Raw genomic sequence first — 12,493 nt, forward strand, 5'->3', positions numbered from 1 at the left:
GCCCTGGGACCGGACGGCTCTTCGCGGCTCGGATCAGAGCGGCTGGATGCGGATCAGGCCGGGTTCAGCACCTGCGCGAGGAACTCGCCGGTGTAGCTGCCCTCGGTGGCCGCGACCTGCTCGGGCGTGCCCTCGGCGATCACCGTGCCGCCGCCGGAGCCGCCCTCCGGGCCCATGTCCACGATCCAGTCGGACGTCTTGATCACGTCGAGGTTGTGCTCGATCACGATCACCGTGTTGCCCTTGTCCACCAGCCCGTTGATCACGCCGATCAGCTTGCTGATGTCCTCGAAGTGCAGGCCGGTGGTCGGCTCGTCGAGGATGTAGACGGTCTTGCCGGTGGAGCGCTTCTGCAGTTCGCTCGCCAGCTTGACGCGCTGCGCCTCGCCGCCGGACAGGGTCGGCGCCGGCTGGCCCAGGCGGACGTAGCCGAGCCCGACGTCGACCAGGGTCTGCAGGTGCCGGTGGATCGCCTTGATCGGCTCGAAGAACTCGGCCGCCTCCTCGATCGGCATGTCCAGCACGTCGGACACCGTCTTGCCCTTGTAGTGCACCTCGAGCGTTTCCCGGTTGTACCGGGCGCCCTTGCACACCTCGCACGGGACGTAGACGTCCGGCAGGAAGTTCATCTCGATCTTGATCGTGCCGTCGCCCGCGCACGCCTCGCAGCGGCCGCCCTTGACGTTGAACGAGAACCGGCCCTGCTGGTACCCGCGGACCTTCGCCTCGGTGGTGGCCGCGAACAGCTTGCGCACGTGGTCCCACACGCCGGTGTAGGTGGCCGCGTTGGAACGCGGCGTGCGGCCGATCGGGGACTGGTCGACGCGCACCAGCTTGTCGACGTTGGCGAGCCCGTTGACCCGGGTGTGCCTGCCGGGGACCTGGCGCGCGCCGTTGAGCTTGTTCGCCAGCACCTGCGCGAGGATGTCGTTGACCAGCGTCGACTTGCCCGACCCGGACACGCCGGTGATCGACACGAGGCAGCCGAGCGGGAACGACACGTCGATGCCGCGCAGGTTGTGCTCGCGCGCGCCCACCACGGTGAGCTGCCGCTTCTTGTCGACCGGCCGCCGGATCGCCGGGATCTCGATCTGCCGCCGCCCGGACAGGTACGCGCCGGTGATCGATTCCTTGTTCTTCAGGATCTTCTTGTACGGGCCGCTGTGCACGATGTGCCCGCCGTGCTCGCCCGCGCCCGGGCCGATGTCGACCACCCAGTCGCTGGCCCGGATGGTGTCCTCGTCGTGTTCGACCACGATCAGCGTGTTGCCGAGGTTGCGCAGCCGGGTCAGCGTCTCGATGAGCCGGTGGTTGTCGCGCTGGTGCAGGCCGATCGACGGCTCGTCCAGCACGTACAGCACGCCCACCAGCCCGGAGCCGATTTGCGTGGCCAGCCGGATGCGCTGCGCCTCGCCGCCGGACAGCGTGCCGGACGCGCGGTCGAGCGACAGGTAGGTGAGGCCGACGTCGAGCAGGAAGCGCAGCCGCGCCTGGATTTCCTTGAGCACCGCGCCCGCGATCATCGCCTCGCGCGGGCCGAGCACCAGTTCGTCGAGGAATTCCGACGCCTCCGCGATGGACAGCGCGCAGACCTCGGCGATCGACCGGTCGCCCTGCGTCGCGTGCTCCAGCGTGACCGCGAGGATCTCCGGCTTGAGCCGCGTGCCCTGACACGCCGGGCACGGCACCTCGCGCATGTAGCCCTCGTACCGCTCGCGCATGTACTCCGAGTCGGTCTGCTCGAGGCGCCGCTCCAGGAACGGGATGACGCCCTCGAAGGCCGCGTAGTACGAGCGCTGCCTGCCGTACCGGTTGCGGTAGCGGACGTGCACCTGCTCGTCGACGCCGTGCAGCACTGCCTTCTGCACCCGGGCGGGCAGCCGCCGCCACGGCGTGTCCATGCGGAACCCGACCGCTTCCGACAGCGATTCCAGCAGCCGCAGGAAGTAGTCGGCGCTCTGCCCGCCCGCCCACGGCGCGATGGCTCCTTCGGCGAGCGACAGTTCGTCGTCCGGCACCACCAGTTCCGGGTCGACCTCCTTGCGGATGCCGATGCCGGTGCACTCGGGGCACGCGCCGTAGGGCGAGTTGAACGAGAACGACCGGGGTTCGAGGTCCTCGATCGCCAGCGGGTGGCCGTTGGGGCAGGCCAGGTTCTCGGAGAAGCCGCGCACGCGGTGCGGGTCGTTCTCGTCGAGGTCGACGAATTCCAGCTCGACCAGGCCGTCGGCCAGCCGCAGCGCCGTTTCCACCGAGTCGGTGAGCCGCTGCCGCGCGCTGGTCTTGACCGCGAGCCGGTCGATCACCACGCCGATCTGGTGCTTTTCCTGCTTCTTCAGCTTCGGCGGGTCGGTGAGCGGGTGCACCGTGCCGTCGACCACCACGCGCGCGTAGCCCTGCTGCTGCAGGTTCTGGAACAGGTCGAGGTACTCGCCCTTGCGCCCGCGCACGACCGGCGCGAGCACCTGGAACCGGGTGCCCTCGGTCATCTCCAGCACCTGGTCGACGATCTGCTGCGGCGTCTGCTTGCTGATCGCCTCGCCGCACTTGGGGCAGTGCGCCTTGCCGGCGCGGGCGTAGAGCAGCCGCAGGTAGTCGTAGACCTCGGTGATGGTGCCGACGGTCGACCGCGGGTTGCGCGAGGTCGACTTCTGGTCGATCGACACCGCGGGCGAGAGGCCCTCGATGAAGTCGACGTCCGGCTTGTCCATCTGGCCGAGGAACTGCCGCGCGTACGCCGACAGCGACTCCACGTACCGCCGCTGCCCCTCGGCGAAGATCGTGTCGAAGGCCAGGCTCGACTTGCCCGACCCGGACAGGCCGGTGAACACGATCATGCTGTCGCGGGGCAGATCGAGATCCACGCCGCGGAGGTTGTGCTCGCGCGCTCCGCGAACAACGAGGCGATCAGCCACGCCTTCGTCCCTTCCATCGTTCTGCTCGGTGGCCCGCCGGGAGATCCGGTGCCGACGGACGTGCCCAGGGTAGGGACGACCACCGACAAAAACCGGACCGCACGTGTTCTGCCTGGGGTTTTCCGCTCTCCGGGGGCCGGGGGAAGCGGCCCGCGGCGGGGTCGCCGGACGCTGTCGGAGGCCCCGCGCGGCAGAGCGGATGCGCGGGCTGGCCCGGTTCCACGATACAGGTCGGCGAAGTGCGTCCGGCCCGGGTGCACGGGCCCCGGGAACCGGCGCGGGGCAGGGCCTTCGGGCGGGTTTCGCGAAAAGTGTCGCCCCCTGCCGATACGTTCGGGGTGTGGCGAGCGAAGAAGCCGGAGCGGTGCGGATCTACGCGGCGGGGAAGGGCGGCGACACCTCGGGACCGGGCGGCTGGTCCGCGATGCTGGCCTACGGCGACCATCGGAAAACCCTCACCGGCGGGGCGGCGGACACGACCGCGGGCCGGATGGCGCTGACGGCTGCCGTGGAAGCACTCGAAAGCCTGAAAAGGCCGGTCCGCGTGCACCTGTACAGCGACAGCGAGTATCTCCGCACCGCACTGGACGGTCATGATTCGGATGACCTCCTCCCCCGCCTCCGCACCTGCGCTGCCCAGCACAAGATCACCTGGCGGGCTGCCGAGGACCCGGTCGCCCGCACCCAGCTGGCCGAACTGTCCGACCTCGCGACGGCGGCCCGCCCCAGCGGACGCCCGCCCGCACTGCCGGAGGACGACGAGTGCCGGCACGGCATGACGAAGGCCTACTGCGCCGACTGCCGCCAGCTCGACGCGGGAGTGCTGCCGACCGGCTACCACACGGCGGGCGGCCACGCCTACCACAACGACGCCGACTGCTACTGGCTGCGCAGGGGCCAGCAGCGGCAGGAGCGGATGGGCCGCGACACCCACGAGATCGTGCGGATCGCCTGGGCTTCGGTGATCCCCGGGGAACTCGCCCCGTGCGAGCACTGCTGCACGGCGGAATGGCTGCAACGCAATCGGCGTCGGTGAGGGCTTAGCCGGTTTGCATGACGCCCGGACGCGGTCGCACCGGCCTTCGGCGAGGTCGTCCGCAATGCCCCGGCCCCCGGCGATCCCGAACCACGCCACACCGCTGCACAACGGCCGACACAGCACCTACGCAGATGACCACTCTGCACGACGCCGGACCCGGTCACACCGGCCTTCGGCGACGTCCGCAATACCTCGGCTCAGCAATCCCGAACCACCCCAACAGCACCGCACGATCGCCGACACAGGTGAGAGCTCACCCGCCCTGCACGACGCCCGGACCCGGTCGAACCGGCCCGCCACGACACCATGCGGAATGCCTCAGCCCCAGCGATCCCGCACCACGCCAACCCCCGCAATGCCCGCCCCGACACCGACGCAGGTAAGGGCTCACCCGCTCTGCATAACGCACCGCACCCGGTCGAACCGGCCTTCGGCGAGGTCGTCCTCGCGGATCAGCCAGTACAGAACGCCGACGTCGCCCCACGTGAGGCCCGCGTCGCCGTCGCTGTCGATCTGGGCGAGCACGACCCAGCGCAGCGCCTCGTCGGCGAGGGCGGACTCCGACGCGTCGTCCGGCAAGACCGCCGCGGCGACCTCGTCCTCCGGCGGCCCCTGGACCGGCCAGGAGCAGCCGCCGATCTGGTGGTACGGCGCGGCTGAGGACTCGCGGAGCAGGTCGAAGAACTCCTCGGACCAGTTGTCCGGGTCGGAGAGCGGCAGCCCGTCGCGGGCGAGTGTGCGGCGCAGCACCTCCTGCTGGGAGTTCGGGAAGGTGCCGACGATTTCCCCGGACACCTCGAGCCGCGGGTAAACCTCGACCCCCTCCGGCGCGGCCCGTTCCGCGGTCTCGGCACCGGCCGGGACGGCTACTACCCCGCCGAGAGAAGTCAGATCGACCGGCCCCTCGGCCTCGAACCAGTCGTCGCAGTAGAAGAACAGCAACGAACCCGACGCGGGCAACTCGATCCCGCCAGGCACCCGAGGCAGCGCAGCGCAGTCCACGGAGGCGACGAAGTTCATCGGCAGCTCGCCCCGCCAGACGGGCCACTCCACGTCCGCGGGCAGCGCGGGGTTCCCGCCGAGACACCCGACGCGCGCCCCGTTCCCGCCGGTGCTCAGCCGCACCGCGGGCCGGAAGACGGTTTCCCAGGCCTCGGCCACGTCCGGCGGAAGGTTCTCGCGCGCCAGCTTGGCGAGCGGGTCGATCCAAGAGGTCATAGGGAGATCTTGACAGCAGGCACCGACAAAAACGGCCGCGTGGCCACCGCATGGGTGATCCGGCTACGGTGGGACCTCGTGAACATCGCCGACACGTACACCGGACACGTCGAACCGGGCGGCGACGCCGCGCGCCGGACGCTGGACGGGCTCACCATCACCAAGCTCTCCGTTGGCCCGATGGACAACAACGCGTACCTGCTCGTGTGCCGCGAGGAGAACGAAGCGCTGCTGATCGACGCGGCCAACGACCCGGAACGCATCTCGGACCTGATCGGCCACGGCCCCGACCGTCCCGCGCTGCGCACCGTCGTCACGACCCACCAGCACCCCGACCACTGGCAGGCGCTGGGCGCGGTAGCCGGCGCGAACGGCGCGAACACCGCGGCGCACCCGCTGGACGCGGAACCGCTGCCGGTCCCCCCGGACTTCCTGGTCGAACACGGAGACACCCTGAAGGTCGGCACGGTGACGCTGGAGGTGATCCACCTGCGCGGCCACACGCCGGGGTCGATCGCGCTGCTGTACCGGGATCCGTCCGGCCACGCGCACTTGTTCACCGGGGATTCGCTGTTCCCGGGCGGGGTCGGGAAGACCGGCTCGCCGGAGGACTTCAAGTCGCTGCTGGACGACGTGGAAACGCGGATCTTCGGCGAACTGCCGGACGACACGTGGTTCTATCCGGGGCACGGCGATGACTCGACGTTGGGTGAGCAGCGTCCGCACCTGGCGGAGTGGCGCGAACGCGGCTGGTGAACCCCGCTGTTCAGCAGCTCCTGACGTTGGCCGCGGTGCTCCTGGGCGCCGCGGCCTCGTTCACCGCGACGACGCTGGTCGAGCGCAGCAAGTGGCGCCGCCAGTACTCGACGCGATGGGATGACAAGCGGCTCAGCGCCTACGCCGAGTACGCCACCGCGCTGAAATCGTGCGCGCAATTGTCCTATCGGATCGCCGCGACCCGCGGCTGCCCGGCGGGCGCGCTGCCCGTGGACCTCGAGGAGGGTTTGGCCGCCCTCGCCGACGCCGAGAACGAGCGCGCGACCAAATGGGAAACCGTGCTGCTTCTCGGTTCACCGGCCGCAGTCGACGCCGGACGCCGCTGGCACGAGACCGTCTGGAAGCTCAGCTGGGTCGCCCGGGGCAAAACCATGAGCCACGACGACTTCATCGGGCTCTATCACGCCATCGGAGCCAAGCGGGACGAGATCTCCGTGCACGCCCGGGCCGACCCGGACGTGCGCAGCGGACGCCTCCCGTTGCCCGATCGCGACTGGCTTCCGCCAGCGGACCGCGAACTCCGGGGGTGACCGGGAGGCGCTCGTTTTGTCCCCTGTCGGCCAGGACGATCCGGAAATCCCAAGCCCGCCAACGGAATTCGGCCGCACCCGCGCGTGGCGCGCGTTGCCCAAGCCACCTCCCCCGAGTACTCAGGCGAAGGTCAACTTCACAGCATTCGGGGAGCGGCATGACAGCGCAACTGTGGTCACGGCGGACCTTGCTCGGCGGCGCAGCGGGCAGCGCAGCACTGCTCATCACCGGCTGCGCGTCGAAGCAAGCCAAAGCCGCCGCCATGCCGCCTGCTCAGCCCGGCGGGGCGCGGGTGATGATCATCCGGCACGCCGAGAAGCCGTCCGGTTCGACCGGCCCGCAAGGGATTGACGTGAACGGCAGTCCCGATTCCCATTCCCTGACTGTTCGCGGCTGGACCCGGGCCGGTGCGCTCGTCGAGTTGTTCGCGCCAGCGACAGGTTCACTGAGGGAAGGCCTCGCTCGCCCGACCGCTGTCTACGCGGCAGGCGGCAACGGCGGCGAGGGCACGCGGCCCAGGGAGACGGCCGGGCCGGTGGCGGAGCGGCTGGGCAAAACCGTCCTCACCACTTATGCCAAGGGCAGCGAGAGCGCACTCGCCGCGGAGGTCGCCCGGCGGACGGAGCCGACCTTGATCAGCTGGCAGCACGAGGAGATTCCTGCCCTCGCGGCTGCCTTCGGGGTTGCTGCGCCGCAGAAGTGGCCGGACGAACGGTTCGACATGGTCTGGGTGCTGACCCCGGCCGGGTCCGGCTGGACACTTGCTCAGGTGCCGCAGCTGGTCCTGGCCGGGGACAGCGCCGAGCCGATCAAATAGCCTACTGCCGCTCGTAAGGCAGCTTCTCCCCCGCCTCCACCGCAAACGGCAGATGATTCCCCTCAGGCGGCAACGGGCACGTAGCGAAATCCGTGAACGCACACGGCAGATTCACCGCCCGGTTGAAATCCAAAGTCACCGTCCCGTCCGCAGCAGCCTCGGCGACCGGCAGCGAACGGTTGGCAGCATAAGTAGTCACCCCACTAGTCGCATCAGTGAAAAGAATGCTGTACCCGCCAGTCTTCCCATTGAACGCAGTAAGCGTGTACTCAACCCCATCCCGCTCGAAGACAACCCGCCCAGGTGCCGTGTAGACATGCGACAGTCCCTCCACAACCGCACCCACAGTCGTCGGGCGCGGCTCGTCGAAGGGCTCGAAACGGCCAGTCAGAACCCAAGCCGGATTGGGTTCATACGCGGGGACCCCGTGGAAGGCTTGCAGTACAGGGGCTTTCGGGTCGTGCACGCGGATCAAATACCCCGACCGGCGGGCGATCTCGATTTCCACCGAGCCCGCCGTCACCCGGGTGCCCGCGCCGCTGTTCACTAGCTCGAAGCGGTGGACATCCGTCAGCAGGGTGCCTTCATGCCGCAACTCCCCGCCGGCCGGATCGACGTACGCGGCTTCGGCGTCCTGCCACCATCGGCCGGGCAGGCCGGGGTAGGTCCGGGGCGCATCCTCGAGCCAGTCGAGCGACACCAGGGCCAGCCAGCCGTACGGATCGGCCAGTGTCTTTTCCCGTTCCGCTTTCCAGTCCTGCCACGCCTGCGCGAACTCCACCGCCATGTCCGGATCCCTTCCGTGAGTGTCCAGGGGACAACACCGGACCCGGCATGGCATTCCGGCTCCCAGCACGTGGGAACGGTAGGGTCGCCGCGTGGCGGAGCAGACGGAACAGGCCGTGGAGATCTACACCGACGGCGCGTGCAGCGGCAATCCCGGACCGGGCGGCTGGGGCGCGCTGCTGCGCTACGGCAAGCACGAGCGCGAGCTGTACGGCGCCGAGGACACCGTCACCACCAACAACCGCATGGAGCTGATGGCCCCGATCCGTGCGCTGGAAAGCCTCACCCGCGCGTCGGTGGTGCGGATCTACACCGACAGCACGTACGTCCGCAACGGCATCCTCCAGTGGATGCCGCGCTGGAAGAAAAACGGCTGGCAGACGCAGGCGAAGCAGCCGGTCAAGAACGCCGACCTCTGGCAGCGCCTCGACACCGCCTGCCAGCAGCACGAGGTCGAGTGGCTGTGGGTCAAGGGCCACGCCGGACTTCCGGAGAACGAGCGCGCGGACAAGCTCGCGGTCAAGGGATCGCAGGAAGCCGCCGCGGCCGGGGTGCGCCGGGCTCGCGGCTGAGCCGTGCAGATCAACTCGCGAGCTTGGCCGTACCGGTTCGGCGAGTTCATGACACGGCGGCTGCGCATGCGGGATCCCGTCCTCCGGCGGACATCGTCGCCAGTGTTCTGACCCGTGAAGGTGCGCACCGGTTGGCAGGGCTCACGTCGACGCACGATCTGGTCGTCGCGGCCCGCCCAGTGCCGGATGCGCCGCCGATCGCGATCGTGGTCGTCTGAGCAATGCCGTCCACCGACAAAAAAATTAGTCTTGACAGTAATAACCATCGGCAGGCAGGCTCGGCAGCACCAGAAAGCCGAGAGGACCAGCCATGCCGAAGTTCACGACCGTCGCCGAGTACGTCGCCGCGCAGCCTGAAGTGCTCCGCGAGGTCTACGCCGCTCTCCTGCCCGCGCTCGACAACGCGATGCCCGAACCGGCCGCGCTCTACCACGGCGCGCCTACCTGGAAAGCAGGCAAGAACCCGGTCTGCCTCGCGAAGGCGTACAGCTCATACGTCACGCTCGCTTTCTGGCGCGGCCAACTGATCAAGGGCGGCGGCCTCGAACCGAGCGCTCGCGAGATGGCCCACGTGAAGCTGCGCAGCGCCGAGGACGTCGACGTCGAGCAGATCACCGCCTGGGTGCAGCAGGCTCTCGCACTGGAGACAGAATCAGCAGCGTGACGAACCCCTGCCCCTGCGGGCTGCCCGAGCCCTACGCCGACTGCTGCGGCCGGTTCCACCGCGGCGACCAGAACGCTCCGACGGCCGAGTTGCTGATGCGCTCCCGGTACTGCGCGTTCGCCGTCGGGGAGCCCGAGTACCTGCTCGACACCTGGCATCCGGACACCCGCCCGAAGCGGCTGCGGCTCGATCCCGCACAGGAGTGGACCCGGCTGGAGATCCTCGGCCGGACCGGCGGATCGCTGCTGCAGAACGAGGGCACCGTCGAGTTCCGCGCGCACTACCGCTACCAGGGCCGCGACGACTCGCAGCACGAGAACAGCCGGTTCGTCCGCGAGGGCGGGCGCTGGTACTACGTCGACGCGCTCTAGGCGGAACCGCGGGCGAAAATCGGGCGAAAAGACCCCGTCGAGGTCTGTTCCCGGCTCCTCCGGACGGCTACTATCACCGGCAATCGTTAAGGAACTTTACTAACAATCGCCGCCGCCAGGAGCCCGAGGAGGACCGCTCGTGACCCCACGCCGGCCAAGAATGCCCGGACGGCTGTTAGCAGTCGCCGCCCTGACCGCAGCGCTGATCCCCGGAGTCGCCGGGGCCGCTTCGGCCGGGCCGGAACCCGGGCAGGCCGCGATCCCCGGCTATCTGATCCAGTCCTCGGCCAAGGTGCCCGACGACGCCTCGGTGTCGAAGCCCGGTTTCGACGCCAAGGGCTGGTACCCGGTCGGCTCGCAGTCGACGGTGTACGCCGGGCTGCTCGCCAACGGCCGCTACTCCGACCCGTTCTACTCCACGAACATGAAGAACGTGCCGGCCGCGGACTTCAAGGTGCCGTGGTGGTACCGCGCCGACATCAAGGTCGCCGACCCGTCCCAGCGCACCTACCTCGACGTGAGCGGCGTGCTGTCCAAGGCCGACGTCTGGGTCAACGGCGCCCGCGTCGCGACCAAGGACGAGGTCAACGGCCCCTACACCCGGCACGACCTCGACGTGACCAAGCAGGTGCACGAGGGCGTCAACAGCGTCGCGTTCAAGGTCTACCCGAACGACCCGAACAACGACCTGTCGATGGGCTGGATCGACTGGGCGCAGACCCCGCCGGACCAGAACATGGGGCTCGCGCGCGAGGTCGTCGTCCGGCACAGCGGGCCGGTCGCGCTCCGCGGCGTGCACGTCGTCACGAAGCTGAACGTGCCCGCGCTCGACCACGCCGACCTCACCGCGAAGGCCGACGTCCGCAACGACTCCGACGCGCCGGTCCGCACCACGGTGTCCGGCACCGTCGCGGGCAAGCCGGTGAGCCAGGACGTTTCCCTTGCCGCGCACGAAAAGAAGACCGTCACCTTCCCGGTGATCGGCGTCGACAAGCCGCAGGTGTGGTGGCCCGCAGGCATGGGCGGCCAGCCGATGCAGCAGCTGGACCTCACCGCGAGCGTCAGCGGGACGACGTCCGACGCGAGCCACTCCAGCTTCGGCATCCGCGACGTCAAGGCTCCGCTGAGCTCCAGCGGCGGACGGCAGTACGTCGTCAACGGCAAGCCGCTGATGATCAAGGGCGGCGGCTGGTCCCCCGACCTGCTGCTGCGCTGGGACGCGGGCCGGGCAGCGGACAAGCTCGCCTACGTCAAGAACCTCGGCCTCAACACGGTGCGGCTCGAGGGCCACATCGAACCCGACGCGTTCTTCGACCTCGCGGACCGGATGGGCGTGCTGACCATGCCCGGCTGGGAATGCTGCGACAAGTGGGAAGGCCAGGTCAACGGCGACGAGAAGGGCGAGCCGTGGACCGAGGCGGACTACCCGATCGCCAAGGCGTCGATGACCGCGGAGGCCGAGCGGCTGCGCGACCACCCGAGCGTGCTGTCCTTCCACATCGGCAGCGACTTCGCGCCCGACGCGCGGATCGAAAAGGGCTACCTCGACGCGTTGTCGGCGGCGGACTGGCCCGCGGCGGTGATCTCCGCGGCGTCGGCCAAGGCGTCGCCGAAGCTCGGCCCGTCCGGGATGAAGATGAACGGCCCGTACGACTACGTCCCGCCGAACTACTGGTACGACAAGGCGCACAAGGACGCGGGCGGCGCGTGGAACTTCAACTCCGAGACCAGCGCCGGGCCGGACATCCCGACGATGGACACGCTCAAGCGGATGATGACGCCCGCCGAGCTGGAAACGCTCTGGAAGAACCCGTCCGCGCCGCAGTACCACCGCTCCGAGTCGGAGACCTTCGCCAACCTGAAGATCTTCGGCGACGCGCTGGCCGGCCGCTACGGCAAGCCGACGAGCCTGGACGACTTCGTCCGCAAGGCGCAGCTGGCGCAGTACGAGAACGTCCGCGCGGAGTTCGAATCGCACTCCCGCAACTTCACCGACTCGAAGGACCCGTCGACCGGGCTCATCTACTGGATGCTCAACAGCGGCTGGACGTCGCTGCACTGGCAGCTGTTCGACGCCTACCTCGACCAGAACGGCTCCTACTTCGGGGCCAAGAAGGCGAACGAGCCGCTGCACATCCAGTACTCGTACGACACCAAGTCGGCTGAGGTGGTCAACTCCACCACGAAGAAGGCGTCCGGCCTGACCGCCAGCGTCGAGCTGTTCAACACCGACGGCACCAAGAAGTTCTCGAAGACCAAGAAGAACTTCTCGGTCAACGGCGGCGGCGCGCACGCGAAGGCGCTCGACATCGGTTCGGTCAGCGGGCTGTCCTCGACCTACCTGGCGAAGCTGGTGCTCACCGATTCGGCGGGCAAGGAGGTCAGCCGGAACGTGTACTGGCTGTCCACCAAGGACGACAAGCTCAACTGGAGCAAGTCGGACTGGTACTACACGCCGACGTCGTCCTACGCGGACCTGTCCGGGCTGTCGAAGCTGGGCGCGGCGAAGGTGGCCACCGCGGCGACCTCCGCTCCGGGTCCGGACGGCACCACCGTCACCACGGTGAAGCTCACCAACACCTCGTCGGGCAAGACCCCGGCGTTCATGGTGGACACGCACCTGGTGGACAGCACGGGCACGCCGGTGCTCCCGGTGTCCTGGTCGGACAACCAGGTCAGCCTGTGGCCGGGCGAATCGGTGACGCTCACCGCCACCTACCGCACGGCCGACCTGCACGGTTCGGCTCCGTCGGTGCGGGTCGCGGGCTGGAACACCGGCACGCAGACCGTCCACGCGTAAGCG

11 protein-coding genes are annotated in these 12,493 nt (G+C 69.1%); 8 read left to right on the forward strand and 3 right to left on the reverse strand.

Annotated elements, in window-relative coordinates; genetic code table 11:
- Nucleotides 1-53: 53 nt before the first annotated feature.
- Nucleotides 54-2,915, reverse strand: coding sequence for an excinuclease ABC subunit UvrA (uvrA, locus tag PUT80_RS25635; protein ID WP_037818144.1), 2,862 nt, complete (start codon nucleotides 2,913-2,915; stop codon nucleotides 54-56).
- Between the two features lie 340 nt (nucleotides 2,916-3,255).
- Between uvrA and PUT80_RS25640 the strand changes: the two genes are divergently transcribed.
- On the forward strand, nucleotides 3,256-3,951 hold the full coding sequence (locus tag PUT80_RS25640) for an RNase H family protein (RefSeq protein ID WP_275293741.1): 696 nt from the start codon (nucleotides 3,256-3,258) through the stop codon (nucleotides 3,949-3,951).
- 390 nt (nucleotides 3,952-4,341) lie between these two features.
- Here PUT80_RS25640 and PUT80_RS25645 read toward each other — a convergent pair whose 3' ends face one another.
- Entirely contained in the window at nucleotides 4,342-5,172 is an 831-nt protein-coding gene (locus PUT80_RS25645) for a YwqG family protein (protein ID WP_275293742.1), read from the reverse strand.
- 78 nt (nucleotides 5,173-5,250) lie between these two features.
- Here PUT80_RS25645 and PUT80_RS25650 point away from each other — a divergent pair, with 78 nt between their 5' ends.
- From PUT80_RS25650 to PUT80_RS25660, 3 genes are all read left to right on the forward strand, one after another.
- On the forward strand, nucleotides 5,251-5,928 hold the full coding sequence (locus PUT80_RS25650) for an MBL fold metallo-hydrolase (protein ID WP_238608316.1): 678 nt from the start codon (nucleotides 5,251-5,253) through the stop codon (nucleotides 5,926-5,928).
- Entirely contained in the window at nucleotides 5,925-6,479 is a 555-nt protein-coding gene (locus tag PUT80_RS25655; protein WP_275293743.1) for a hypothetical protein, read from the forward strand. Before PUT80_RS25650 ends, PUT80_RS25655 begins: the two co-directional genes overlap by 4 nt.
- Before the next feature lie 158 nt (nucleotides 6,480-6,637).
- The gene (locus tag PUT80_RS25660; RefSeq protein WP_275293744.1) at nucleotides 6,638-7,297 is read left to right on the forward strand and encodes a hypothetical protein; all 660 of its coding nucleotides are present in this window, start codon (nucleotides 6,638-6,640) and stop codon (nucleotides 7,295-7,297) included.
- A gap of 1 nt (nucleotide 7,298) precedes the next feature.
- Here the strand turns inward: PUT80_RS25660 and PUT80_RS25665 are convergent, their stop codons facing one another.
- A complete protein-coding gene (locus PUT80_RS25665; RefSeq protein ID WP_275293745.1) occupies nucleotides 7,299-8,084 on the reverse strand; it encodes a DUF1684 domain-containing protein in 786 nt (261 codons plus the stop codon).
- A gap of 91 nt (nucleotides 8,085-8,175) precedes the next feature.
- Here PUT80_RS25665 and rnhA point away from each other — a divergent pair, with 91 nt between their 5' ends.
- From rnhA to PUT80_RS25685, 4 genes are all read left to right on the forward strand, one after another.
- On the forward strand, nucleotides 8,176-8,655 hold the full coding sequence (gene rnhA, locus PUT80_RS25670; protein ID WP_037818141.1) for a ribonuclease HI: 480 nt from the start codon (nucleotides 8,176-8,178) through the stop codon (nucleotides 8,653-8,655).
- Nucleotides 8,656-8,965: 310 nt separating this feature from the next.
- The gene (locus PUT80_RS25675) at nucleotides 8,966-9,319 is read left to right on the forward strand and encodes a DUF1801 domain-containing protein (RefSeq protein ID WP_275293746.1); all 354 of its coding nucleotides are present in this window, start codon (nucleotides 8,966-8,968) and stop codon (nucleotides 9,317-9,319) included.
- Complete coding sequence (locus PUT80_RS25680) at nucleotides 9,307-9,690, forward strand: YchJ family protein (protein WP_275293773.1); 384 nt, start codon at nucleotides 9,307-9,309, stop codon at nucleotides 9,688-9,690. The genes PUT80_RS25675 and PUT80_RS25680 overlap by 13 nt, the downstream gene beginning before the upstream one ends.
- 160 nt (nucleotides 9,691-9,850) lie before the next feature.
- The gene (locus PUT80_RS25685) at nucleotides 9,851-12,490 is read left to right on the forward strand and encodes an exo-beta-D-glucosaminidase (protein WP_275293774.1); all 2,640 of its coding nucleotides are present in this window, start codon (nucleotides 9,851-9,853) and stop codon (nucleotides 12,488-12,490) included.
- Nucleotides 12,491-12,493: the final 3 nt, after the last annotated feature.

The organism is Amycolatopsis sp. La24, from assembly GCF_029087445.1.
GTDB classification, from domain to species: domain Bacteria; phylum Actinomycetota; class Actinomycetes; order Mycobacteriales; family Pseudonocardiaceae; genus Amycolatopsis; species Amycolatopsis nivea.

What these genes read in the sequence shown, in the direction of transcription:
- PUT80_RS25645 (WP_275293742.1), bottom strand. Translation starts at nt 5,172, where the DNA reads ATGACCTCTTGGATCGACCCGCTCGCCAAGCTGGCGCGCGAGAACCTT.
- PUT80_RS25660 (WP_275293744.1), top strand. Translation starts at nt 6,638, where the DNA reads ATGACAGCGCAACTGTGGTCACGGCGGACCTTGCTCGGCGGCGCAGCG.
- PUT80_RS25665 (WP_275293745.1), bottom strand. Translation starts at nt 8,084, where the DNA reads ATGGCGGTGGAGTTCGCGCAGGCGTGGCAGGACTGGAAAGCGGAACGG.
- PUT80_RS25675 (WP_275293746.1), top strand. Translation starts at nt 8,966, where the DNA reads ATGCCGAAGTTCACGACCGTCGCCGAGTACGTCGCCGCGCAGCCTGAA.
- PUT80_RS25685 (WP_275293774.1), top strand. Translation starts at nt 9,851, where the DNA reads ATGCCCGGACGGCTGTTAGCAGTCGCCGCCCTGACCGCAGCGCTGATC.